The 304-nt window shown below is 63.2% G+C and carries 1 protein-coding gene; it reads left to right on the forward strand.

Annotation, left to right across the window (positions count from 1 at the left end; genetic code table 11):
- Window positions 1–304, forward strand: a 304-nt coding sequence (locus PZH32_RS12735) for a hypothetical protein (protein ID WP_428994052.1), incomplete at both ends; no start/stop codon positions are given.

A 304-nucleotide genomic window follows, 5' to 3' on the forward strand; every position in this document is an offset into this window, starting at 1 on the left:
GTGCTGCGCGCCAATGCCGGTGGGCCGCCCCAAGATGTGTGCGGCTACGTCGAGCACATGCGCGCCTTCGCCGCCAAAATAGCCACGGGGGTGTTGGTGGTCCTTCTGGGCGTGGCCCTGCTGATGGCCGTCGAAGGATGGGCCGAGACCTACCAGCCTGCCCTGGAGGCCCTGGGGCTCATCCCCTTGTTCGTCGCAATAGCTGCCGGCGTGGCGCTGTTCCTGATAGCGGGCTTGCAGCATACGGAATTCCAGCGCAATCACCCTTTTATCCAGGAGTTTTATACAAGCGTCGATCGGCAGC

Source organism: Adlercreutzia equolifaciens (assembly GCF_029076695.1).
In the GTDB taxonomy this organism is placed as follows: Bacteria; Actinomycetota; Coriobacteriia; order Coriobacteriales; family Eggerthellaceae; genus Adlercreutzia; species Adlercreutzia equolifaciens_A.